We start from the raw sequence: 21420 nt of genomic DNA, 5'->3' as shown, positions 1-21420 counted from the left end.
ACGTGAGTTCAATTCAATTAAGCTTGTTGAATTCCAGCAACAACCCAATCCTGTTGTGAACCAGCAGGTTTAACAAAATGCCAAATTTCGGTGAAAGGTTGCGGTAAGCTGTTTAAATCTTCGCTGACTGTTCCTGTAAAACGCACACTGACAACATATTGACCATTTTCAGTTGCACTATCTGCTACCATTGCATTCAGGTTACTAAATTCAGCAACATCCTGATCCTGATTGGCCATGATGTCCTGATACATTGAATTAAAAAGCTCAGGTGTTAAATAGCGGCGAATTTCTTCAACATTACTTGCACTATTGACAGATTGAATGTGGTTGAAACGCTGACGTGCAACACGCAGGAATGCAGCAGGTTCAGTACCATCAGGGAGTTGATTGCCACTACTCATTGATGCTCCGCCAAATGCTGCTTGAGGAGCAGCCATACCGCCACCGACAGATTGACCAAAGATATTGGTGTTATCGCCAGATTGACGAGCTGTTGATTGAGGTGAGCTAGGGCGGCCAAAATTGTTTTGACCGCTGTTGTTTGGAGCGTATGGATTATTGGCTGCTAATTTTTTTTTTGCGCCTAATTTGCGGAATATAAAGAAGGCGATAGCAGCTGCAAGAAGAACCCAAAGCCAGCTAGGAATGCCGCCTTTTTCTTCTTGTTGAGCTTGTTCAGCAGCTTGTTGTTCTGTTGCAGTTGGATTCTTATCATCAGCAAGCGCATTTGCAGCAACAGCACCTACAGCAGCACCTGCTACACCAGCAGCAACCATTGAACCTACACCAGGACCAGACTTTTGTGGAGTAGTTGTTTGTTGTTGAGTCGGAGTCGCTTGACGAGGTTGTTGGTACGACTGGCTAGTTGAGCTAGAACGGCTCATACCATGACTTTTGCCACCGCCCGCACGTTTAGCTTCTGCAACTGGTGCCGCGACCAAAGTTGCCATCAATAAAGCTGCCATCAAGCCACGCTGGTGTACTTGCATCGAAAATTCCTATTTAATTCCAAGATGTAAGTGTATTTATGAAGGTATTCGTTGATAATTTCAACTAAAAAAGTATGTTTTTTTATGTCAACTCGTCACTCAATTGCATTGCTTCAGTGAGAGCTTCATGTAAGCGTGCAACGGCAATGATTTGAACGCCATCAATAGTTTTTTGCGGTGCATTAGCTCTTGGTAAAATGATATATTTAAAGCCATGCTTGGTCGCTTCTTTTAATCTTTCTTGACCATTCGGTACAGGACGAATCTCACCAGATAGTCCAACCTCACCAAAAACTGCCAATTGTTGTGGCAGGGCTTTACCTCTTAAACTTGATGCACAAGCCAATAAAACCGCAAGATCAGAGCCAGTCTCGGTAATCTTTAAACCACCCACTACATTGACATAAACATCTTGTCCTGAGGTTTGCACACCACCATGACGATGCATCACTGCAAGTAACATATTCAAACGGTTTTGCTCTAAGCCAAGTGCCACTCGACGTGGTTGCCCGTGAGCATCATCAACTAAGGCTTGAACTTCGACTAGGAGAGGGCGCGTTCCTTCACGGCTGATCATGACAATTGAACCAGGAATCGCTTCATCATAACGACTGAGAAAAATTGCAGATGGATTGGCAACTTCCCGAAGTCCTTTGTCGGTCATGGCAAAGACACCAAGTTCATTTACTGCACCAAAACGGTTCTTTACAGCACGTATCATACGATAACGTGAGTCAGATTGACCCTCAAAGTAAAGTACACAATCCACCATATGCTCTAAGACACGTGGACCCGCAAGAGAACCTTCTTTGGTCACGTGACCGACAATAAATAAGGCGGTACCACTATTTTTAGCAAAACGAGTAAGTAAGGCAGCAGACTCACGGATTTGTGAAACTCCACCTGGAGCAGATTGCAGAGTTTCTGTATATAGGGTTTGAATTGAGTCAAGAATAGCCACAGCAGGACGCTCTTGTGCGAGAACCTCACAAATACGTTCCACGCAAGTTTCAGCCATAACTCTGAGTTGGTCTGTAGGCAGATCTAAACGTTGAGCACGTAAGGCAACTTGTGAAAGTGATTCTTCGCCTGTGACATAAAGAGCTGAACTTTTCTTACTAGCCATGTGAGTTGCGGTTTGCAATAAAATTGTTGATTTACCAATACCAGGATCACCACCAATCAGTACAACAGAGCCTGTAACCAAACCGCCACCGAGTACACGATCGAATTCGCTAATACCTGTCTGTAGACGAGTTTCATGTGAAATTGAGATTTGATTAAGGGTTGTGATATTAGCACTTTGACCAGCATAACCACCGCCCATTTTAGGCTGAGCTCTATGACTAACTGTCGGTTCCAGTCGAACTTCTACTAGACTATTCCATTCGCCACACTCAGAACATTGACCAGCCCATTTAGAATGATCTGCACCACATTGTTCACATCGATAAACAGTTTTAATTTTTGCCATATATAAAATTGAAAATTTGCGATAAATTAGTTAAAAAGTAGAGTAATTACGGAAAAGATCAATATCGTTCATTTTCTTGATAAGGAATTAAGATTAAACGGTGTTTTCGTAATTGACTGGTTAAAGGGAAGTGCTCAGAAAAATAACACGATATAAGACTTTTACAAGTAAGATATAGTAGGTTTTTGAGTCGAAAATTCTTTAAACTCACTTTTTTCCACGGAAGGTCTTTGAGCATTTGCTCATTTGTTGTCGTAAGAATTATATTGAATGGCATAAATATTGCTGATGCTCAGACAAATGAAAATGTATCAATTGATATATTTTTAAATTATACAAAAGGTTGATGTTTATGAGTGCAGCAGAAATTGTTGATTGGATAAATGGTATTATTTGGAGCAAAGCTCTCATCTATTTATGTTTAGGTGCAGGTTTATTTTTCTCCGTCCTAACAAGGTTTGTTCAAGTTCGTCAGATTAAAGATATGATAAGCCTCCTCATTAAAGGAGGCTCATCGGCACAAGGTATTTCTTCGTTTCAAGCACTCGCTGTTTCACTCTCAGGTCGTGTTGGTGTAGGTAATATTGCAGGTGTAGCAGCAGCAATTGGTTTTGGTGGGCCAGGTGCGGTCTTCTGGATGTGGCTTGTTGCATTTTTAGGAGCGAGTACTGCTTATGTTGAATCAACCTTAGGTCAAATTTATAAAGTTGAATATCAAGGACAATATCGTGGTGGACCCGCTTTTTATTTTGATAAAGGTCTAGGTCAGCGTTGGTTGGGTATTTTATTTGCGATTGCCGCGATCATTTCATGTGGTTTGTTTTTACCCGGTATTCAAGCAAATGCAGTAGGTAATGCTTTCACACAAATCACAGGTGAAGGTGCAATTGTTTTTGGAAATGTCGGCACTTATAAACTACTCGCTTTAGTTGTGATTGTAACACTACTTGCAGTCATCATTTTTGGTGGTATCAAACGTATTGCAAAATTCGCTGAATTTGTAGTGCCGTTTATGGCGGCTGGCTATATTGTAATGGCATTAATTATTGTCTTTATCAATATCGATAAGTTACCTGGTGTGATTTCCTTAATTTTCGCTGATGCCTTTTCTCCTATGGCAGGTCTTGGTGCTGCAATTGGTTGGGGAGTAAAACGTGGCGTGTATTCTAACGAAGCAGGTCAGGGTACAGGACCACATGCCGCTGCCGCAGCTGAGGTAGAGCATCCTGCTCAACAAGGTTTAGTACAAGCATTCTCAATTTATATCGATACTTTATTTGTTTGCTCTGCTACTGCATTTATGATTCTTATTACTGGAATGTACAATGTTCAAGGTACTCTAGAAGCAGGTCAATTTATTGTACAAAATGTTGCCGCCACGGCTGAAATTGGCTCTCCTGCGTTTACTCAAATGGCAGTAAGTACTGTATTTGGTGGTTTTGGACAAATCTTTGTTGCATTAGCTGTATTCTTCTTCGCATTTACAACGATTGTTGCGTATTACTATATCGCTGAAACCAATATTACTTATTTAAGTTATATTACTAAAACTCCATCTTTATTATTTATCACCAAATGCTTCATCATTCTTTCTGTTTCATATGGTGTAATCAGTGCAACAGGTTATATTTGGGGAATTGGAGATATCGGTGTAGGTTTAATGGCTTGGATTAATATCATTGGTATTATTGTGACTTACTTCATTTGGAAACCAACGATTAAAGCGTTGAGAGATTATGAACAGCAGCAAAAAGCAGGTGTTAAAGAGTTTACTTTTGATCCAGTAAAACTTGGTATTCGTAACGCCACCTTTTGGGAAGATCGTATTAAGAATAAACAAAACTAATATCATAATAAATTAAAGTAAATATCTAGATATAAAGGCAGCCTTAAGAGGCTGCTTTTTATTGCCTAATTTTTAAGCTATTGAAAAATATAGAGTCAAAAAAGTGCATTGAGTTGGTACATCCTTGTGCGTATGATCAGGTCCATTTGTATTTAACTTGAAATGTTGAGTTGTACAGACAGAAAATTGGCTAGCTAAAACATCATCAAAGCAATTTACAATGCAAGAAGATGCCATTAAATGGTGCGAATTGTCATTTTGATTTGAGCATTAGCTAACGAACGAAAAGTACTTGAGAGTTTTTGTAAAAATGTCGAATCAAAATTTAGGTGAGGCCAACGAGCAAAGTGAGCTTCACCGTAGTCTATCTAATCGACATCTTCAACTGATTGCGATTGGTGGAGCAATCGGAACGGGATTGTTTATGGGGTCAGGCAAAACCATTAGTTTAGCTGGACCATCTATTTTATTCATTTATGGCTTGATCGGTATCATGGTGTTTTTCGTGATGCGTGCTTTAGGTGAATTACTCTTATCGAATTTAAAGTATAAATCTTTTATTGATTTATCCACTGATTTAATCGGTCCTTGGGCGGGTTATTTTGTTGGATGGACGTATTGGCTATGTTGGGTCACGATTGGTATCGCAGATCTATCAGCCATTATTTACTATCTTGAGTTTTTCAATGGGGGCGAGTCATTTACTCCATTGGGTGGATTGTTGATTAGTACTGTTGCGATTCTATTTGTACTTGGGTTGAACCTTGTCACCGTAAAATTATTCGGTGAAATGGAATTCTGGTTTGCAATGGTTAAAATCACAGCAATTATTGTCTTAATTGCGGTTGGTTTATGGATGATCTTTACGGGCTTCACTAATGCTGCGGGTACAACGGCGAGTATTAGCAACTTGTGGACACATGGTGGTATGTTCCCTAAAGGGTTAGATGGCTTCCTCGCAGGCTTTCAAATTGCAATTTTCGCCTTTGTCGGTGTAGAGCTAGTCGGTACAACTGCCGCTGAAACACAAGATCCACAACGTAACTTACCGAAAGCGATTAACTCAATTCCAATTCGTATCATTATTTTCTATGTATTGGCATTGTTCGTGGTGATGTGTGTAACACCTTGGGATCAAATTAACCCTAAAGTCAGCCCATTCGTAAACATCTTCTCACAAGCAGGTATTGCTTCTGCGGCGATTATTATGAATTTGGTGGTGTTATCTTCAGTGATGTCATCAATGAATAGTGGTGTATTTTCGACCAGTCGTATGCTATTTGGTTTATCAACGGATAAGCAAGCACCAAAATTATTTGGTAAATTGTCTAAATCTGCCGTTCCTTCAAAAGCATTGGTTTTCTCATCAATGTGTATCTTTATTGGTGCATTTGTACAGTTCATTTATAAAGTACAGACGGGAACCAATGATGAAGTGACAGCGTTTACTCTAGCAACCACTTTATCAACCATCCTGTTTATCTGTGTGTGGATTGTGATTATGTGGAGTTATATTAACTACCGCAAAAACCGTCCTGAGTTACATGCACAATCAACCTTTAAACTTCCTGGTGGCGTGTTTACTTGTTGGGTGGTTATTTTATTCTTCCTTGCAACGATTTATTTCCTTGCTTTGGACGAAACCACTTTAGAGTCACTTAAAGTTAGCCCAATCTGGTTTGTTATTTTGGCAATTGGTTATTTCTTAAATAAAAAGAAGTAAGCAGTTAAAGAAGTAATGAACAAGAACGTCGGCATCTAAGTCGGCGTTTTTTTATGGATATTGTTTTATTCCTTCAAGTTTAGACTTTAGCCAATCTGATGATCACGTTATACTGCTACGAATTGTAAAAGTTAGGTGCTCAGATGCGTCAAGTCATTTGTTCGATCGGTTTATTATTCAGTAGTGTGGTACTTACTGCATGTGGTCAGTCAGGGGCATTGCAATTACCTTCTGATATCAATCATGACAAACGTACAAAATACCTGCTTTATAAAAATGAAACGTCTCAGGCTAAAACGTCATCTGATGATGTGAAAGCTGAAAACCAAGCAGCAACATCTTCAAAAGTATCACAGACAACCTCACCTTAAGTTTGTAAATAAGGACATCTTCATGAGTTTCACTCGCATTAATGGAGTATTGCATGCTGAGCAATGTTCATTAGATCAGCTCGCACAGCAATTTGGCACGCCTTTATATGTTTACTCAAAATCTACATTTGAGAAGCATTATTTAGATATGCATCGTGCTTTTGATTTTATTGATCATCAAATCTGTTTTGCAGTGAAGTCAAACTCAAATATCGCTGTTCTGAATGTATTAGCAAAACTTGGTGCAGGTTTTGATATTGTGACGGGTGGGGAACTAGCACGTGTTCTCGCAGCAGGTGGTGAACCTTCAAAAATTGTATTTTCTGGTTTAGGTAAATCTGAAGCTGACATTGAAAAGGCTTTGACCGTAGGTATTGCATGTTTCAATGTTGAATCACATGCTGAGCTGGATCGGATCCAAAAAGTAGCGGCGAAACTTGGTAAAAAAGCTCCGATTTCTCTGCGTGTTAATCCAGATGTCGATGCGAAAACTCATCCCTATATCTCAACAGGTTTGAAAGAAAACAAGTTTGGTATTCCAAGTGATACAGTCAATGAGACTTATCAATATGCGGCGTCATTACCAAATCTTGAGATTGTCGGTATTGACTGCCACATCGGTTCGCAATTGACAGAAACCAAGCCTTTTGTTGATGCGCTTGATCGGGTCATTGTGATGATTGAACAGTTGAAAGGTCTGGGCATCAACCTCAAACATATTGATATTGGTGGTGGTCTAGGCGTTTGTTATAAAGATGAAACACCACCAAGTGTTGCCGAATATGCCAATGCCATGCGTCCAGCTTTGGAAAAACTGGGCCTAAAAGTCTATATGGAACCAGGGCGTAGTATTTCTGCCAATGCAGGTGTATTACTCACTAAGGTAGATTTACTCAAGCCGACGAATCACCGTAACTTTGCCATTATTGACGCAGCGATGAATGACTTAATTCGCCCAGCTTTATATGAAGCTTGGATGGATATTCAATCGGTGAATCCGAATGCTGATGTTGAAGTAAAAACTTGGGATTTAGTTGGTGCAATTTGTGAAACAGGTGATTTCTTGGGTAAAGAGCGTGATTTAGCACTTCAAGAAAATGATGTCCTTGCTGTATTAGGTGCAGGTGCCTACGGTTTTGTAATGAGCTCGAATTACAACACCCGTGGTCGTGCTGCCGAAGTTATGGTCAGTGGTGATCAAGCCTATTTAATTCGTGAACGTGAAACCATAGAATCACTTTGGGAAAAAGAACGTTTATTGCCTGAGGAGTAAATTGAGATGTATTTAGAATTTACCAAAATGCATGGTTTGGGCAATGATTTTATGGTCGTTGACCTGATTACCCAGCGTGCTTATTTAGATACTATCACTATTCAGCGTTTAGCCGATCGTCATTTTGGTGTGGGTTTTGATCAACTTTTGATTGTTGAACCACCTGATTTTCCTGATGTTGATTTTAAATATCGAATTTTTAATGCTGATGGTTCGGAAGTAGAACAATGTGGTAATGGTGTACGTTGTTTCGCTCGCTTTGTACATGAGCGTCAATTGACGACCAAAACTAAAATTCGTGTACAAACTAAAGCGGGTATTGTTGAGCCTGAATTGGGTGCCAATGGGTGGGTTCGTGTAAATATGGGACCACCAAAATTTCTTCCAGAAGAAATTCCATTTCTTACCCAAGAACATGAAGATATTGAAGGCTTATACGCACTAGAACTTGCAAACAATCAGAGTATCAATATTGATGTTGTGAACATGGGGAATCCTCATGCTGTGACTATCGTACCTGATGTATTAACTGCTGATGTTGAGCGTATTGGCCCACAAGTAGAATCACACGCACGTTTTCCTGCACGTGTAAATGCGGGTTTTATGCAAATCATTGATGAAAAGCATATCCGTTTGCGTGTATATGAACGTGGTGTGGGTGAAACCTTGGCCTGTGGTACAGGGGCTTGCGCGGCTGCGGTCAGTGGTATGCGCCGTGGTTTACTTGCCAATGAAGTTGAAGTTCAGCTTGCAGGTGGTAAATTGCATATTGCTTGGCGTGAAGGTGATGTGGTTTGGATGACAGGTCCAACCACGCATGTCTACGATGCGCGATTGGATTTACGATATTTCCAAGGTTAATCTTGGAATCAGTAGACATTCCTAAATGGAGTGTCTACATGAAGAGAAAATTATAATTTCAAAGGATAACAATGAATCATTTAGTTTTTCTTGCAGGTGCGTCTGGAAATACTCAATTTTGGAATCCTTTAGTTGCCAAACTTCCAGAAGCCTACACCAAACAAATAATTCATTATCCAGGCTTTCATGGTGTGGCAACTGATCCAGAGATTAACAATTTTGATGATCTGAGCAATTATGTCGTTGCACAGATTGAGCAACCTTCTATTCTCATCGCTCAATCCATGGGTGGGATTTTTGCAATTGCTGCGACCTTACAGAAAACTGATTTGGTTAAAGGTCTCGTATTGATTGCAACTTCAGGTGGAATCAATTTAGATCGATTTCAGGTGCAAGATTGGCGTCAGCTTTATCGACAGGAATATTTGGAATCCCCTGATTGGTTTGTGACGACAAAGGTCGATTATGAGGAATTTCTATCTACGATAGAGGTAGAAACATTACTCATTTGGGGCGATCAAGATTCAGTTAGCCCAATCGAAGTTGGGCAATATTTAAATCAGATACTTAAAAAATCAAAACTTTATATTGTCGAGGGTGGTGATCATGGGCTGGCAAAGCAAGATGCAGATGAAGTGGCAATACAAATAAATGCCTATTTAAAAATGATTTAGACCATGATTAAAACGTATAAAAAGCGTGCTGTGATACCAGCACGCTTTTTTTTATGACTTATCGCTTACTCAATGCTAGTTTCAGTGCAAACAAGATAAAAATACTTCCTGTGACGCGATCCCATATATCGAATAAATTTAGGTTGCTTTAAATAAGCGGAAATGGACTGCATCGCAGCAATTAGAAAAATTGACCAGATCAATCCGATTACGACATGTATCATCACAAGACTCATGGTCCAAATTACTGGAGATGCAGACTGTGGAATAAACTGTGGCAAAAAGGAAATATAGAAAATACCGACTTTGGGATTGAGTAAATTTCCCCAAAAACCTTTCATAAACCAATTTTGCCTTGTCACTGCTGAATTATTTAAACTCGCAAGTTGGCTACGAGGTTTTAAAAGGAGATTGAGTCCTAACCATGTCAGGTAAATTGCCCCTATCCATTTCAAAGCATTAAAAGCAAGATCCGAAGTCATCAACAATGCACCTAAGCCACAGGCCACGATCACTCCCCACACAATACAACCTAGATTAATTCCTAAAGCTGCTTGAAATGCTTTCATTTTACCTTCAAGTGTTGCGGTACGGATGATGAGTGTTGTATCCAGACCAGGAGTAATCGTAAGAATTGAGATTGCAATGAGATAGGGGATAAGCAACATTGACATGGTGATGGCGCTACAAAAAACTTGAAATATATTGTATTACACAGCTATATATACTTCGAGATTTGTTTAAAGATAAATCAGAAGAAAATTTGTTAAAATACAAGTTGGTCGATATTCCAAGATGGAGAGAAATTTGGAAACTCCTATAAAACTTCTTTCCATGTGGTTAAAAGAACGCATTATTCAAAATCAATCGGAACATACGATTGCAGCATATCAACGTGATTTAACCGATTTTTTAAATTTTTGTGAATACAAAAAGCTACGATTGGAAGATGTCGAAGCATCTGATTTAAGAGAATACTTGGCTGCACGAGTTGAGCAAGATCAATTGAGTTCGAGTAGTCTGCAACGCCATTTAACATCAATTCGTCAGTTTATGAAGTGGGCTGAGCAAGGTCAGTATCTACAACAAAATCCATCTGAAGACTTTCGATTAAAGCGCCAGCCGCGTCCTTTGCCAGGGATGATTGATATTGAAACAGTGAATCAGATTCTAGATCAGGCAGCGCCCGAGAAGCCGATCGAACAACAATTATGGCTACGTGATAAAGCAATGCTTGAACTTCTTTATTCCAGTGGATTGCGCTTAGCCGAATTACAAGGGTTAAAGATTAAGGATATTGATTTTAATCGACAATTGTTGCGTATAACGGGTAAAGGCAATAAAACGAGAGTTGTGCCGTTTGGAAGCAAGGCAAAACAAGGCTTGATTGAATGGCTAAAAATCTATCGGATATGGCAGGGTGGTTTTGCCGCAGATTCAGCCGTGTTTATTTCACAAAAAGGCAATGCGCTGACTCCACGACAAATTGAAAATCGGGTCAAGTTACAGGCCCAGCGGGCAGGGATCAGTGTCGATTTGCATCCACATTTATTACGGCATTGTTTTGCCAGCCATTTGCTTTCCGCCAGTGGTGACCTACGTGCAATTCAGGAAATGTTGGGTCATAGCAACTTGTCCACCACTCAAATCTATACCCATGTCGACTTTGAACAATTGATGAATGTATATGACCAAACCCATCCTCGGGCGCAGAAAAACTGAATCCTGATATATTATGTTGCAAAATTGCATGTAAAATAGGCAACTTATTTTACAGGGCACACTTGAACAGTGCTTAAACAATATTCTCACTTTATTGCCCATTTTTTGCAAAAACTGTTGGGTGTTTGGATTTGCCCGAAATGATCCGTTACAGAACATCTGCTTTTTGTCTGCAAGATATATTTTAGATGGTTGAATTTTATAAAATATTAATAAAATCAAAATGTAATATTGATAAGAACGGACAGCTTAATTGAGTTGATTTTTCAGTGCTCTAAATTAGTGAACTGAGCATTTCATCTTTTTTACAGTCATAGCGAAAATTGTGACTTGACCGAAATGCCAAATACATTGCAAGATAGGGCACCTAAAAAGTTTCAATCGAAGAGTTAGAATGCTCTTCACTACATTTACTTGATTAGAACAGCCGAGGATTACATGAAGGCTCTTGTCGCTGTAAAACGTGTGGTTGATGCCAACGTTAAAGTTCGTGTTAAGCCGGACAATACTGGGGTTGACCTAACTAACGTTAAGATGTCAATTAACCCATTCTGTGAAATCGCAGTGGAAGAAGCGGTTCGCTTAAAAGAAAAAGGAACGATTTCAGAAATCGTTGTTGTTTCAGTGGGTTCTAAAGACGCGCAAGAACAAATTCGTTCTGCAATGGCTTTAGGTGCTGACCGTGGTATCTTAGTTGAAACTACTGATGAAATTGGCGCTTTAGAAGTTGCTAAAATTTTAAAAGGCGTTGTTGATGCTGAAAAACCAGAACTAATTCTTCTCGGTAAACAAGCAATTGATGATGACTCTAACCAAGTAGGTCAAATGCTTGGTGCTTTACTTGGTGCTGGTCAAGGTACTTTTGCATCTGAAGTTAAAGTTGACGGCGGTAAAGTACAAGTTACTCGTGAAGTTGATGGCGGTTTACAAACTGTTGAGCTTGGTCTTCCGGCAATCATCACAACTGACTTACGTTTGAATGAGCCACGTTATGCTGCTCTTCCAAACATCATGAAAGCGCGTAAAAAACCGCTTGATACTAAGTCTCCTGCTGACTACGGCGTTGCAACTGGTACTAAACTTAAAACAGTTAAAGTTGAAGCACCTGCTGAACGTAAAGCTGGCGTACAAGTTAAGTCTGTAGACGAACTTGTTGAAAAATTGAAAAATGAAGCGAAAGTGATCTAATACAGAAGGATAAAATCATGAGTATTTTAGTTATCGCTGATCACAACAACCAGTCACTTAACGGTGCAACTTTAAACGTTGTTGCGGCAGCTCAAAAAATCGGTGGTGATATTACTGTATTAGTAGCTGGTTCTGGCGCTCAGGCAGTTGCTGATGCTGCTGCTAAAGTTGCTGGTGTGAGCAAAGTATTACTTGCTGACAATGCTGCTTATGCAAATCAATTGGCTGAAAACGTAGCTGCTTTAGTTGCGGATTTAGCGAAAGGTTACAAATACGTATTAGCTGCTTCTACAACTACTGGTAAGAACATCCTTCCACGTGTTGCTGCACTTCTTGATGTAAGCATGATCACAGATATCATTTCTGTAGAATCTGCAAATACTTTCAAGCGTCCTATCTATGCAGGTAACGCAATCGCAACTGTTCAATCTGACGAAGCAATCATCGTTGGTACAGTTCGTGGTACAGCATTTGATGCTGCAGCTGCTGAAGGCGGTTCTGCTGCAGTTGAAGCTGTTGCTGAAGCGAAAGATGCTGGTATTTCTAAGTTTGTAAGCGAAGAAATCGTGAAACTTGATCGTCCAGAATTAACTGCTGCGCGTATCGTTGTTTCTGGTGGTCGTGGTGTAGGTTCTGGTGAAAACTATCACAAAGTACTTGACCCATTAGCTGATAAGCTTGGTGCTGCTCAAGGTGCTTCACGTGCTGCGGTAGATGCTGGTTTCGTACCAAACGACTTCCAAGTTGGTCAAACTGGTAAAATCGTTGCGCCAGATCTTTACTTGGCAATCGGTATCTCTGGTGCGATTCAGCACTTAGCAGGTATGAAAGATTCTAAAGTTATTGTTGCAATCAACAAAGACGAAGAAGCGCCAATCAACAGCGTTGCTGACTACTGGTTAGTGGGCGATTTGAACACTGTTGTACCAGAATTGGTATCTAAACTTTAATTCTCTGAATTAAGTTTGAAACGCTCCGAAAGGGGCGTTTTTTTATGTTAAAAATAAGAATAAATAAATGAGAGCATTACCGATGAATTATACTTTTAAGACCTATTTTCTGATGCTGGCTCATTATAATCAGTGGCCAAATCAAAAGTTATTTTCTACGCTCATCAGCTTAACAGAGGAGCAATTAAATCAAGATTGTAAAGTTTATTTTAAATCCCTTATGCAAACGGCAAATCATGTGTTGGTAGGAGATATACTTTGGTTTGAGCGTATCAAAGGTGTTGTTGCATCAACGTATACTTTGGATGAAATTCTTTATAATCAACTCGCCCAATTAGAGAATGCTCGAATTGAACATGATCAAAGTCTGATAAATTTTATTCATGAACATGATGAAGTTTCATTCCATCAAACCATTACTTATGTCCGTCGAGGTCAAATTTATACTGAGCCTTTGATTGAAATATTGGCACACCTATTTAACCATTAAACGCATCATCGAGGTCAAATGCACAGCATGATCTTTGAGCTAACAGCAAAGTCCTTGGAGCTAGACTTAATTTTCTTTCAAAGAGAATGTGCCTATTTATACCGCTGATTTTAAAAAACTGGATTGAATATTTTATTAAAAATGCCTTTATTTTGATTAAAAAGTAATCTTTTATTCTGTTCACTAAAAAATGGAAAACTAGATTTTTAACTTATTAATTCTAATAAATTTTTTATTGTAAAAAAATGCTATTTTCAGATTAGCAAACTCCCAGTTAACCTGTCATTTATGCTATAATTTTTCGCTATATTTTTTAATTTTAGTTCAATTTTCTGAACTAATTTTTTGCAAGATTGAATACATAAAAACAAGTAGAGCCATCTACTTGTAAACAAGGAGTATGCATGAGCGTATCGGAAATTAGACCGATTGCCATTGAGGACGAACTCAAGCATTCATATCTAGATTACGCGATGAGCGTAATTGTATCTCGTGCATTGCCCGATGTAAGAGACGGTCTAAAACCTGTTCACCGTCGTGTGTTGTTTGCAATGCATGAATTGGGTAATGATTATAACAAAGCGTACAAAAAGTCTGCTCGTGTGGTCGGGGATGTGATTGGTAAATATCACCCGCATGGCGACATTGCTGTGTACGAAACCATTGTTCGTATGGCGCAGAATTTTAGCTTGCGCTACATGTTGGTCGATGGTCAAGGTAACTTCGGTTCGGTCGATGGCGATAGTGCCGCGGCAATGCGTTATACCGAAGTGCGGATGCAAAAACTCACCCATGAGATTTTGGCTGATCTTGAAAAAGACACGGTTGATTGGGAAGATAACTACGACGGCTCTGAGCGTATTCCGCAGGTGATGCCGACCCGCATTCCCAACTTATTGATTAACGGTACGACGGGTATTGCAGTGGGTATGGCGACCAATATGGCGCCGCACAATATGACCGAAGTGGTCAATGCTTGTTTGGCTTATGCCAATGATCCGAATATTTCTATTGAAGGGTTAATGGAACATATTTCGGGTCCAGATTTCCCTACTGGTGGTATTATTTACGGTAAATCTGGCATTGTCGATGCGTATCGTACTGGTAAAGGTCGTTTGCATATTCGTGGTAAATATCACTTCGAAGAAGATCCGAAAACCGGTCGGACCACCATTGTGTTTACCGAAATTCCGTATCAGGTCAACAAGGCAAGAACCATTGAGCGTATTGCAGAACTGGTCAAAGAAAAGAAATTAGAAGGCATTTCGGAACTGCGTGATGAGTCTGATAAAGACGGTATGCGTATTGCGATTGACCTCAAACGTGGCGAAAATGCTGAAGTTGCGGTGAATAATTTATTCTTGCATACCCAGTTGCAAAATTCGTTCAGCATCAACATGGTTTGTTTAGACAATGGTCAGCCAAAGTTGATGAATTTAAAAGATATTATTGCGGCATTTATTCGTCATCGCCAAGAAGTGGTGACGCGTCGTACCATGTTTGAATTGCGTAAAGCACGTGAACGTGGGCATATCTTAGAAGGTTTGACGGTTGCTTTGGCGAATATTGATGCCATTATTGAAACCATTAAAACTTCTGCCAACCCAAGCGAAGCACGTGAACGTTTACAAGCAGGCGAGTGGGCTGGGGGTGGTGTGGTGGCATTGCTTGAAAAAGCCGGTGCAATTTCGGTACGTCCAGATGAAATTGAGGGCGAAGACCCAAGCCGTCCATTTGGTTTGTCGGGTGAAATTTATCGATTATCGCCAACCCAAGTTGCGGCAATTTTAGAGTTACGCTTGCACCGTTTAACTGGTTTAGAGCAAGATAAACTACACGCCGAATATACTGAAATCTTGAGTCAAATTGCTGGATTAACGGCAATTTTAAATGATTTCAACTTGTTGATGAATGTGATTCGTGAAGAACTTGCATTGATTTTGCAGCAATATGGCGATGGTCGTCGTACTGACATTGTGGAATCAGGTGTAGATTTCTGTCGTGAAGATTTGATTCCAGAAGAGCAAGTGGTGTTAACCGTTTCGCAAACTGGTTATGCCAAAACGCAACCACTGTCTGATTATCAAGCACAACGTCGTGGTGGTCGTGGTAAGTCTGCAACTACCATGAAAGATGACGACATCATCCAACATTTAATTGTTGCTTCTAACCATGCCACCGTACTGTGCTTTACCAATGTCGGTAAGGTGTATCGCCTGCGTGTGTTTGAAGTGCCACAAGCCTCTCGTGGTGCCAAAGGTCGTCCAATTGTCAACTTGTTGCCACTGGAAGCCAATGAAACCGTAACCGCAATTTTACCGTTGACTGAGTTCCCAGAAAACCATTATGTGTTTATGGCAACAGCTTCGGGTACGGTAAAACGTGTTGAATTAGCACAATTTAGCAATGTTCGTTCTAATGGTTTACGTGCGATTGAGTTGAACGAAGAAGATACTTTAATCGGTGTTGCAATTACCGATGGTAATCAGCAGATCATGTTGTTCTCGAACGAAGGGAAGGCAATTCGTTTTGCTGAAACAGATGTTCGTGCGATGGGACGTACGGCCAAAGGCGTGCGTGGTATGCGTGTGAGTTTTGCAAGCAATACCATTGAATCTGAAGATGCTGAAGTCGAAAATGATGATAGCGATGACAATGATGATTCATCAGATTCGAATGTTGTCAGTCGTATTGTTTCACTTGTGGTTGTACCTGAAACGGGTGAAGTACTGTGTGCTTGTGCAAACGGTTATGGTAAACGTACACCAGTGGATGACTTCCCAACCAAGAAACGTGGTGGTAAAGGTGTGATTGCAATCAAGACCAGCGAACGTAATGGTGAGCTTGTCGGTGCGGTATCTATTGATGAAAGCAAAGAACTGATGTTGATTTCTGATGGTGGTACATTAGTGCGTACCCGTGCTGCTGAGGTTGCAACCACAGGTCGTAATGCACAAGGTGTTCGTTTAATCCGCTTAAGCGATGCTGAAACCTTAGTCGGTGTTGTTTCGATTGCAGCTGTAGAAGATGACGAAGAGTTAGACGTTACAGAAGAAACGGAAAATACAGAGGTTGAGGCTGTAACTTCTGAAGAAGCGACAGTAGAACCAAAAGATGATACGCCAGAAGCGTAAGTCATCTAAGATCATAAAAAAGGAAGCTAATCGGCTTCCTTTTTTATTGATTTCATCATCACTAATCGATAATAAGAAAGTGCCAGTAAAATTGCAGCTACCGTCGCAAGATAAATAAGTTTAGGAACAACAATGGATGTTGCGACCCCCATCTGATTCAGTTGTACGAACACTTGTACGCCATTGGTGGATGGTAGTAACCACGCCAAGAATTGCATCCATTCAGGCATAGCTTGATGTGGCCATGCTGTTCCTGTTAATAGAAACAAAGGCACTGAAGTCACAATAATTAAATGTCCGACTCGTTCGGGCATATCCACCAATGAGCCAATAAGCGTTGCTAAACCAATGATACAACTCACATAAATTGGAACAGCGAATAGCATTCCCCAGAAATTACCCCCATGCGGATATTCATATAACCAAAATGTAAAGCCAAATAAATAGAGACAACCTAAACATCCGATGGTTAATATTGCGGCAAAAATCGCAAAAAATTCTGATCGGTTGGCAACCCAACCTTTTTCTCTATAGCTCGCAATCAACATTGCGAGTCCGAGTAATATGGTTTGATGAATAATAAGACTAGATACAGCAGGAAAAATATAGCTGCCATAGCCAGATAATGTATTAAATAGAGGAATCTGATGAATTGAGATCTCAGGATGAAATGAAGAAGCTTTGCCAAATTTTTCTAAATATTCTTGTAAACTCGCTTCAATTGAAGTCGCTAGACCAATTCCCACTTCTTTGGTTCGAATGAAATAGGCTGTACTTAGGTAAAGACCGATTCCACCCATTTCGCCGCGTTTCAAACTATTGGTAAGATTTTCGGGTAAGAGTAAAATGCCTTCAGCTTTCTGATTTTTTACGAGTTTCTCAGCCTCTAGGAAATTATCGGTAACTGTTGTGATTCGAATATGTGGACTATTAGCAGCTTGACTAATAATTTTTGAGGTTAAAATACTTTGTTCTTGGTCAACAATTACAATTGGGATGTCTGCTGCCGACTGAGCTTTATAAGCAGTAGGATAGAAAAAACTATACATGATTACAGCTGCAATCAATGTGGTAAATACAGAACTATTTGCAACAATATTTTTAAACGTTTGGATGTAATAGAAGCAAAATGATTTCATTGATTTTGCTCCTGAATATTTTTCTTCAATAAACGAATACTTAAACCTAAATAAAGAGCAGAGAAAATAACTAAAATACCAAAAGGAATAAGAGATACGGAAATATCGCTACCGATCACCCATTGCTCAGTTTGTAGTTTCGCATAAGGCGTATATGGAATAATCATTGACCAAAATTGAGTAAATGCTGGTGCATTATTCAGGGGGAGAGTAATTCCCGAGAAACTAGGTGATGATCCACCGTAAAGTGCAATAAAACCAAAGGTTTTAGGTAGATCTTTGGTGGCTAATACAACAGTACTGCTGATGACAGCATAAGAAAAATAAAGTAAAAATTGTGCAAGCAAAATTAGGCTGAGCGAGCCTGCAATAAAGTAGCCACGAATATGTGCTAGCCAAAACATCCAGCACCCTGTCCACGCACAAAAAATAAAGACATAGGTCAGGATTTTACCTAATAGGCTAGAAATAATGTGTTTTGAGTCAACCCATTCATTCAGGGTTTTCCTTTTAAATTCCTGTCCGATCGCAAAAGCCACACAACAGCAAAGCAGTAGATGTAGCACTGCAGGCACCATGAATGGTTCCAGAAACAGTTCATAGCTCATATTAGGATTATATAGCGTAGAAATCTTAATATTTGGTGTGGGAACATCCAAGTAGGGGATTACATTTGATAAGTAACTCTGTCCCGTATAATCTGCCATACCGTTTAATGTACTCATCAGCATTGCAGAGGAAATGGTATTTCCAATACTAAAAAAGGACTGGTTATAGGCAATGCTGATTTGAGCATCCTGTGCTTTTACTAATCTTTGTTCTGCACCATCGGGGATTAAAACGAATCCCCATGCTTCAGTTTTATTAATAAGCTGTTCGGCTTCATCTTGGCTAGTGGTGATAGTTTTTACTTGTAAAGTATGATTGATACTCAGTGCATGAATGACTTTACGGCTCATTTCACTTTGATCTTGATCAATCACAACGATAGGTAAATGCTCAGCTTTACCCGATGCAAACATATTGCCAAAAAGAAGAATCACCAACAAAGGGGCAATGATCGCCATAAAAAAATCAGCTTTATGGCGTTTTAAATAGCGCAACTCCCGAAGCATTACTGCAAACATCGGTTACTTTGCCTCTTCAATGTTAAATAAAACACTCATACCGACTTTTAGGTCTGGAATGGTTTGTTCTGGTACTAAATGAAATTTGAAGCTACGAATATCATAACCGCCAGTTTGTCTTGTTGTCTTAATCGTTGCAAAATCACCTTCGGCATCAATTTTTTTCACTTTAAAATTTGCTTTACGGTTGAGTGCAGGAATAAAACCTTCCAGAGTTTTAGTTTTATAAATTGAGCTATACATGTCTTCACGGACATTCAAACTTACCCATAAATCATGGTCTTCAAGAATGCTTACTACAGGGATGCCTGTCGCGACTAACTCAGTTGGTTTACCGTAAGTTTTAGAAACAGTACCATCAGTCGGTGAATATAGTTTGGTCTCTTCGGTTAAAGCATTGGCTTCTTTTACCGCTGCTTGAGCCATAGCCACTTGTGCATCAGCAGTTGATTTTTGTTGCTCCGTACTGCCTCGTTTAGCGCGTGCGTACTGTTGATAAGCTGCTTCAGCAGTTTCACGTGCCGAAGTTTGGGCGGCTAACATTTCATCACGGCGTTGACGAGAAATGACACCTTGTTGAAATAAATTTTCACCACGTTTATAAGTGGTTGCTGCCAAATCAGCTTGGGTTTTCATTGCTTGCCAGTTAGCGTATAAGGTTTCGATATTCTCTTGCTGAGCACCACGATATACGGTTGAATGAAATGCTGTAGCACTTTGTAAAGCTGCTTGTGCTTGCTCTTTCTTTGCCTCTAACTCTGGACTAACAAAACGAACCAAAGCCTGTCCTTTTTTAACGGGTTGTCCATCAGTGACGTAAAACTCTTCAATACGGCTTGGAACTTTGGTGCTGATATGTACTGTTTCTGCTTCAACGCGACCTTGTAATTCAATGGTCTGAGGTTGATAAGCTTTCCATAGACCAAATGCAATTAAACCGAATAATAAAATAAGGATAATTAACCCAATAAGTTTGAGTTTTCCATTTTTAGATGATTTATTCGGTGGAATTTTTTTATTCAAAGCTGCTGTTTCAGTTTCTACTTTTTCTGTATGTTCAATTAGAGAAACTGGTTCAGATGCTTTTTCTTTTGTTTGAGCATCTGTTGTTTGATTGACTTGATCTGTATCACGTTCTGAATTGGATGATGATGGATTCTGGCTCATAAATTTCTCCAATTAGCGTATATAGTCAGTACGTGGTTGATTAACGTAAAGCTTAAATTCATCAATAGAACCATAGCTTTGTAATAAGGTGGCCAAAGATAAAATATATTTATACGAGTTGAGTGCCATTTCAGTTTTTAAAGTACTTAAAGCATTTTGTGCGTCAATCACTTGCGTTGCAGTACCCATACCTTCTTTAAATGAAAGTTGTTGGATTCTTAAATTTTCTTGAGCTGCTTTGGTATTCTGGGTAAGTAATTGATGGCTATTTTGCGAAGAATTTAATTCACTATAAGATTTGTATAAAACATTTTCGACTTCTTGTTTTGTCCGTTCAGTCATAAGCTCTGCTGCATATTTTTTGAGCTCTGCTGCACGGATATTTTTATTATTGTCTATACCTGAGAATAAATTGTATTTTGCCATCACACCTACAATCCAATTTTCTTTGCTATCTAAGCCGTATTCTCCAAAAGCAAAAACACTTGGTTTTTTAGAGGCTTGTTGAACTTTCACATTTTCATTGGCCAATTCAGTATCTATTTCTAGTTTTTTAATCAAACTTGAGTTCTGATCATAATTTGCAAGCAATTTATCCAAAGAATGATTCTGAGTTAAATTCACAAAAAGTGGGGTGCTTAGACTGACACTTTCTTTGGTTTGTAATAGATTCTGTAAACTAAATTCGCTCGCTTTTAAATTAGACTGTGCATTTTGGTAAGTACGTTCAGCATTATTGCGTGCAACTTCAAATTGCATACGCTGTCCCTTGTTAATAAAACCTTGTTTTTCAAGTTTTAGCGCATTGTTATAATGTTCTTGCATCGCATTCAAATTAAACAACGCTGACTTGGCTAATTGTTGTTGTAATTGCACATTGAAATAAGCCTGAATCATTTCGAAACGTTGTGTATCTTGCTGTTGTTTTTCACTAATATTTGAGCGTTTTGCTTGAATAGCGGCGATTTGTTTAGCGCTATTAATTTTTCCACCTGTATATAGCGGCATAACCATTGAAACTGAAGTACGAACATCATGATCTTCAACAGTGACATCTAAGTTATTTGGAACTTTATAGGACTTACGCACTATTATTTATAGATTCTCTGTGGTAGGAGATGATTTTTATCGAGAATAAAGTCATCAATGAAGTCTTTGATGATTGGTCTAAATAATTTCTTCTGCCAACGATATACATTTTCAAAGATCCGCTCAAACTGGTTCTTTTGTATCTCGACGTAGGCCATCAAGGCTGCAAAAATATGATTCAAAATCAGTTTAGATCGTCT

Annotated in this window: 15 protein-coding genes and 4 pseudogenes; 11 read left to right on the top strand and 8 right to left on the bottom strand. The window is 39.4% G+C overall.

Features of this window, described 5'->3' with window-relative positions; translation table 11 throughout:
* Positions 1–17: 17 nt before the first annotated feature.
* Positions 18–992, bottom strand: a complete 975-nt coding sequence (locus CDG59_RS13900) for a Tim44 domain-containing protein (RefSeq protein ID WP_087545840.1) — start codon at positions 990–992, stop codon at positions 18–20.
* An 82-nt stretch (positions 993–1074) separates the two neighbouring features.
* A complete protein-coding gene (gene radA / locus CDG59_RS13895; protein ID WP_087545838.1) occupies positions 1075–2466 on the bottom strand; it encodes a DNA repair protein RadA in 1392 nt (463 codons plus the stop codon).
* A 352-nt stretch (positions 2467–2818) separates the two neighbouring features.
* On the opposite strand from radA, the gene CDG59_RS13890 reads away from it, so the two are divergent.
* The 6 genes from CDG59_RS13890 (at position 2819) to CDG59_RS13865 (ending at position 9214) form a co-directional block, all read left to right on the top strand.
* Positions 2819–4312 carry an alanine/glycine:cation symporter family protein gene (locus CDG59_RS13890; RefSeq protein WP_005161364.1) on the top strand — a complete coding sequence of 498 codons (1494 nt, stop codon included), beginning with the start codon at positions 2819–2821 and terminating at the stop codon, positions 4310–4312.
* A 310-nt stretch (positions 4313–4622) separates the two neighbouring features.
* Positions 4623–6035, top strand: a complete 1413-nt coding sequence (locus CDG59_RS13885; protein WP_087545836.1) for an amino acid permease — start codon at positions 4623–4625, stop codon at positions 6033–6035.
* A 143-nt stretch (positions 6036–6178) separates the two neighbouring features.
* Positions 6179–6406 carry an LPS translocon maturation chaperone LptM gene (gene lptM, locus CDG59_RS13880; RefSeq protein WP_087545834.1) on the top strand — a complete coding sequence of 76 codons (228 nt, stop codon included), beginning with the start codon at positions 6179–6181 and terminating at the stop codon, positions 6404–6406.
* Between the two features lie 22 nt (positions 6407–6428).
* Positions 6429–7679 (top strand): diaminopimelate decarboxylase, encoded by a 1251-nt coding sequence (gene lysA / locus CDG59_RS13875; RefSeq protein WP_087545833.1) that lies wholly within the window; start codon positions 6429–6431, stop codon positions 7677–7679.
* A 6-nt stretch (positions 7680–7685) separates the two neighbouring features.
* Positions 7686–8540 carry a diaminopimelate epimerase gene (dapF, locus tag CDG59_RS13870; protein ID WP_087545831.1) on the top strand — a complete coding sequence of 285 codons (855 nt, stop codon included), beginning with the start codon at positions 7686–7688 and terminating at the stop codon, positions 8538–8540.
* Between the two features lie 71 nt (positions 8541–8611).
* Positions 8612–9214, top strand: coding sequence for an alpha/beta fold hydrolase (locus CDG59_RS13865; RefSeq protein WP_087545830.1), 603 nt, complete (start codon positions 8612–8614; stop codon positions 9212–9214).
* A 58-nt stretch (positions 9215–9272) separates the two neighbouring features.
* On the opposite strand, the pseudogene CDG59_RS13860 reads toward CDG59_RS13865, so the two are convergent.
* Positions 9273–9888 (bottom strand): annotated as a pseudogene (locus tag CDG59_RS13860) (LysE family translocator).
* A 160-nt stretch (positions 9889–10048) separates the two neighbouring features.
* On the opposite strand from CDG59_RS13860, the gene xerA reads away from it, so the two are divergent.
* From xerA to gyrA, 5 genes and pseudogenes are all read left to right on the top strand, one after another.
* Positions 10049–10936 (top strand): site-specific tyrosine recombinase/integron integrase, encoded by an 888-nt coding sequence (gene xerA / locus CDG59_RS13855; RefSeq protein WP_171295049.1) that lies wholly within the window; start codon positions 10049–10051, stop codon positions 10934–10936.
* A gap of 438 nt (positions 10937–11374) precedes the next feature.
* Positions 11375–12124 (top strand): electron transfer flavoprotein subunit beta/FixA family protein, encoded by a 750-nt coding sequence (locus tag CDG59_RS13850; RefSeq protein ID WP_005161342.1) that lies wholly within the window; start codon positions 11375–11377, stop codon positions 12122–12124.
* Between the two features lie 17 nt (positions 12125–12141).
* Complete coding sequence (locus tag CDG59_RS13845) at positions 12142–13074, top strand: electron transfer flavoprotein subunit alpha/FixB family protein (protein ID WP_087545827.1); 933 nt, start codon at positions 12142–12144, stop codon at positions 13072–13074.
* A gap of 82 nt (positions 13075–13156) precedes the next feature.
* Positions 13157–13672 (top strand): annotated as a pseudogene (locus CDG59_RS13840) (DinB family protein).
* A gap of 296 nt (positions 13673–13968) precedes the next feature.
* Entirely contained in the window at positions 13969–16698 is a 2730-nt protein-coding gene (gene gyrA, locus CDG59_RS13835) for a DNA gyrase subunit A (RefSeq protein WP_087545825.1), read from the top strand.
* A gap of 26 nt (positions 16699–16724) precedes the next feature.
* Here the strand turns inward: gyrA and CDG59_RS13830 are convergent, their stop codons facing one another.
* The 5 genes and pseudogenes from CDG59_RS13830 to CDG59_RS13810 all read right to left on the bottom strand — a co-directional run.
* Positions 16725–17837, bottom strand: coding sequence for an ABC transporter permease (locus tag CDG59_RS13830; RefSeq protein ID WP_087545823.1), 1113 nt, complete (start codon positions 17835–17837; stop codon positions 16725–16727).
* Entirely contained in the window at positions 17834–18964 is a 1131-nt protein-coding gene (locus CDG59_RS13825) for an ABC transporter permease (protein WP_087545822.1), read from the bottom strand. Before CDG59_RS13825 ends, CDG59_RS13830 begins: the two co-directional genes overlap by 4 nt.
* A 3-nt stretch (positions 18965–18967) precedes the next feature.
* On the bottom strand, positions 18968–20131 hold the full coding sequence (locus tag CDG59_RS13820; protein WP_087545820.1) for an HlyD family secretion protein: 1164 nt from the start codon (positions 20129–20131) through the stop codon (positions 18968–18970).
* A gap of 12 nt (positions 20132–20143) precedes the next feature.
* Positions 20144–21205: pseudogene (locus CDG59_RS13815) on the bottom strand (TolC family protein); the annotation flags it as partial.
* 17 nt (positions 21206–21222) lie between these two features.
* Positions 21223–21420 (bottom strand): annotated as a pseudogene (locus CDG59_RS13810) (IS701 family transposase); the annotation flags it as partial.

The sequence above is a fragment of the Acinetobacter sp. WCHA29 genome (assembly GCF_002165335.1).
Lineage (GTDB): Bacteria > Pseudomonadota > Gammaproteobacteria > Pseudomonadales > Moraxellaceae > Acinetobacter.
This window is presented reverse-complemented; position numbering and strand designations above follow the sequence as displayed.

Bases quoted from the DNA above. Each gene is read 5' to 3' on its own strand.
- CDG59_RS13900 (WP_087545840.1), bottom strand. From the start codon at position 992: ATGCAAGTACACCAGCGTGGCTTGATGGCAGCTTTATTGATGGCAACT.
- radA (WP_087545838.1), bottom strand. From the start codon at position 2,466: ATGGCAAAAATTAAAACTGTTTATCGATGTGAACAATGTGGTGCAGAT.
- CDG59_RS13890 (WP_005161364.1), top strand. From the start codon at position 2,819: ATGAGTGCAGCAGAAATTGTTGATTGGATAAATGGTATTATTTGGAGC.
- CDG59_RS13885 (WP_087545836.1), top strand. From the start codon at position 4,623: ATGTCGAATCAAAATTTAGGTGAGGCCAACGAGCAAAGTGAGCTTCAC.
- lptM (WP_087545834.1), top strand. From the start codon at position 6,179: ATGCGTCAAGTCATTTGTTCGATCGGTTTATTATTCAGTAGTGTGGTA.
- lysA (WP_087545833.1), top strand. From the start codon at position 6,429: ATGAGTTTCACTCGCATTAATGGAGTATTGCATGCTGAGCAATGTTCA.
- dapF (WP_087545831.1), top strand. From the start codon at position 7,686: ATGTATTTAGAATTTACCAAAATGCATGGTTTGGGCAATGATTTTATG.
- CDG59_RS13865 (WP_087545830.1), top strand. From the start codon at position 8,612: ATGAATCATTTAGTTTTTCTTGCAGGTGCGTCTGGAAATACTCAATTT.
- xerA (WP_171295049.1), top strand. From the start codon at position 10,049: ATGTGGTTAAAAGAACGCATTATTCAAAATCAATCGGAACATACGATT.
- CDG59_RS13850 (WP_005161342.1), top strand. From the start codon at position 11,375: ATGAAGGCTCTTGTCGCTGTAAAACGTGTGGTTGATGCCAACGTTAAA.
- CDG59_RS13845 (WP_087545827.1), top strand. From the start codon at position 12,142: ATGAGTATTTTAGTTATCGCTGATCACAACAACCAGTCACTTAACGGT.
- gyrA (WP_087545825.1), top strand. From the start codon at position 13,969: ATGAGCGTATCGGAAATTAGACCGATTGCCATTGAGGACGAACTCAAG.
- CDG59_RS13830 (WP_087545823.1), bottom strand. From the start codon at position 17,837: ATGAAATCATTTTGCTTCTATTACATCCAAACGTTTAAAAATATTGTT.
- CDG59_RS13825 (WP_087545822.1), bottom strand. From the start codon at position 18,964: ATGTTTGCAGTAATGCTTCGGGAGTTGCGCTATTTAAAACGCCATAAA.
- CDG59_RS13820 (WP_087545820.1), bottom strand. From the start codon at position 20,131: ATGAGCCAGAATCCATCATCATCCAATTCAGAACGTGATACAGATCAA.